This is a genomic window from Gordonia sp. (in: high G+C Gram-positive bacteria) (assembly GCF_049299075.1).
GTDB lineage: Bacteria > Actinomycetota > Actinomycetes > Mycobacteriales > Mycobacteriaceae > Gordonia.
The window spans coordinates 1-1,941 of sequence record NZ_JBAQWU010000438.1; the positions used below are offsets into that span (position 1 = coordinate 1).

The 1,941-nt window shown below is 66.2% G+C and carries 3 protein-coding genes; 2 read left to right on the plus strand and 1 reads right to left on the minus strand.

Features of this window, described 5'->3' with window-relative positions; all coding sequences use genetic code 11:
* The first annotated feature begins 137 nt into the window (after positions 1 to 137).
* Positions 138 to 566 (plus strand): Mu transposase domain-containing protein, encoded by a 429-nt coding sequence (locus tag WAW85_RS14025; protein WP_422560214.1) that lies wholly within the window; start codon positions 138 to 140, stop codon positions 564 to 566.
* Entirely contained in the window at positions 566 to 1,342 is a 777-nt protein-coding gene (istB, locus tag WAW85_RS14030; protein ID WP_422560215.1) for an IS21-like element helper ATPase IstB, read from the plus strand. The genes WAW85_RS14025 and istB overlap by 1 nt, the downstream gene beginning before the upstream one ends.
* Before the next feature lie 168 nt (positions 1,343 to 1,510).
* Here istB and WAW85_RS14035 read toward each other — a convergent pair whose 3' ends face one another.
* A complete protein-coding gene (locus tag WAW85_RS14035; RefSeq protein WP_422560216.1) occupies positions 1,511 to 1,717 on the minus strand; it encodes a hypothetical protein in 207 nt (68 codons plus the stop codon).
* Positions 1,718 to 1,941: the final 224 nt, after the last annotated feature.

Here is a 1,941-nt window from a genome sequence, read left to right on the forward strand (position 1 = left end):
TCGGCACACCATCAGCGGCCAGCCTGCGGATCAACGCCCAATCCTCCAAAGTGATCACCCTCCAATCGTCGGCAGAGTGTCCACTTTTCGAGCGCCGTTAGTGTTCAGTTTTCAAGCGCCGTCGACACCGGGCGGCGATGACGGTGTTGCCGCCGGTGGCGCCGATGGTCGGATTGCAGGCCAGGACGCGGCTGGGCCGGGACTATTACGTGCGGGTCGCCGGGAATGACTACTCGGCCCATCCTGCGGCCATCGGCCGGAACGTGGAGATCACCGCGAGTATGAGCGAGGTGATCATCACCTGCGCCGGGGAACTGATCGGCCATCATCAACGGTGCTGGGATAGTGCCCGCCCAATCACCGACCCCGAGCATGTGGCCGCGGCCAAGGTCCTGCGTGCACGGTATGCCGCCGATCAACGGGCCCGCCACGATGCCGCCCGACGCGGCCGACTCTTGCCGGCCGAGCCGGTGACCGTCCGGGCGACCAGTAGCTATGACGAGTTGTTCGGCACCGGTTTCGACCCGGCAGGCACCCGCGCCCACACCAGCAGCGAGGTGGCCTGATGAGCAGCGATACCGCCGCAGCGCTGGCGTACCTGGCCCGGGCACTCAAAACCCCGACGATCGCGAAGGTGTGGGAGCAGATGGCCGCTACCGCCCGCTCCGACGGCTGGTCTCACGAGGAGTATTTGGCGGCGGTCCTGCAACGTCAGGTCGCTGACCGTGAGGCCAGCGGTACCCGAATACGGATCGGCGGCGCCCACTTCCCGGCGATGAAGACGTTGGAGGACTTCAACGCCGACCACCAGCCCTCCCTGCGGCGCGACGTCCTGGCGCATCTGGCGACGATGACGTTCGTGCCTAAAGCTGAGAACGTGATCCTGCTCGGCCCACCCGGCGTAGGTAAAACCCATTTGGGAATCGGGCTGGGAATCAAAGCCTGCCAGGCCGGGTTTCCGGTGGCCTTCGATACCGCTACCGGCTGGGCCGACCGCCTCACCCGCGCCCACCGCGACGGCCGTCTGGAGCACGAGCTCAAACGGCTGCGCCGGTACAAGCTCCTCATCATCGACGAGGTCGGCTACCTGCCCTTCGACGCCGATCAGGCGAACCTGTTCTTCCAACTCGTGGCGCACCGCTACGAACAAGGCTCGATCCTGATCACCTCGAACATGCCGTTCGGGCGGTGGGGAGAGATCTTCCACGACGACATCGTCGCCGCCGCGATGATCGACCGCCTCGTCCACCACGCCGAGGTACTCGCCCTCAGCGGCGATTCTTACCGCACACGCTCGCGCCGCGAGCTACTCAACACCTCGCCCGAACCGGGCGAACAGTAAATATCAACAACACAAGGGGGTCAACTTTCACCCGTCGATAGGGGGTCAGTTTTCACCCGTCGTTGACAGACCCCAGTGGCTCAGGACTGATCCGGGGTCTGTGCTGTCGGCGGCGTCGGGCATGGCCAGTGCCCAGACGGACAGGGCCAGCCACCAAGAGACGGCAGTTCAGGTGACCAGACGCCTCGTGTTCCGGACGGCGCGTGCGTGGCGGTCGAAGGCGTTCACGATCGTCGGCAGGTACAGGAGCGGTACGAGCAGAACACTGAAGTAGACCATCAGCACCGTGCCCCAGCCCACCGAACCCAGGGCGGCCCGGCCGACGGTGGCCAGTGCGAACCCGGCACCCGGGGCCACCCACATCAGCCACCGCATGGCGGCACCTGCATGCGGCGTCGAGTACCTCATTGGTCGATCCAAGCACACGGTGCGCGGTCGGGGAGGCGCAGTTGGGGGAGTGCGGTCGCCGGCGCTGCTGTTGGGCGCGACGATTCGGTCGCGGTTCTCGCGGTCGAATCCCGTTGCCGCTGTCGGAGTAGTCCGACAGCGGCTACCAAGTCCGACAGCGGTTGCGCGGGGACGGGAACGAGAAGGGCCGC

Bases quoted from the DNA above. Each gene is read 5' to 3' on its own strand.
- WAW85_RS14025 (WP_422560214.1), top strand. From the start codon at position 138: ATGACGGTGTTGCCGCCGGTGGCGCCGATGGTCGGATTGCAGGCCAGG.
- istB (WP_422560215.1), top strand. From the start codon at position 566: ATGAGCAGCGATACCGCCGCAGCGCTGGCGTACCTGGCCCGGGCACTC.
- WAW85_RS14035 (WP_422560216.1), bottom strand. From the start codon at position 1,717: ATGCGGTGGCTGATGTGGGTGGCCCCGGGTGCCGGGTTCGCACTGGCC.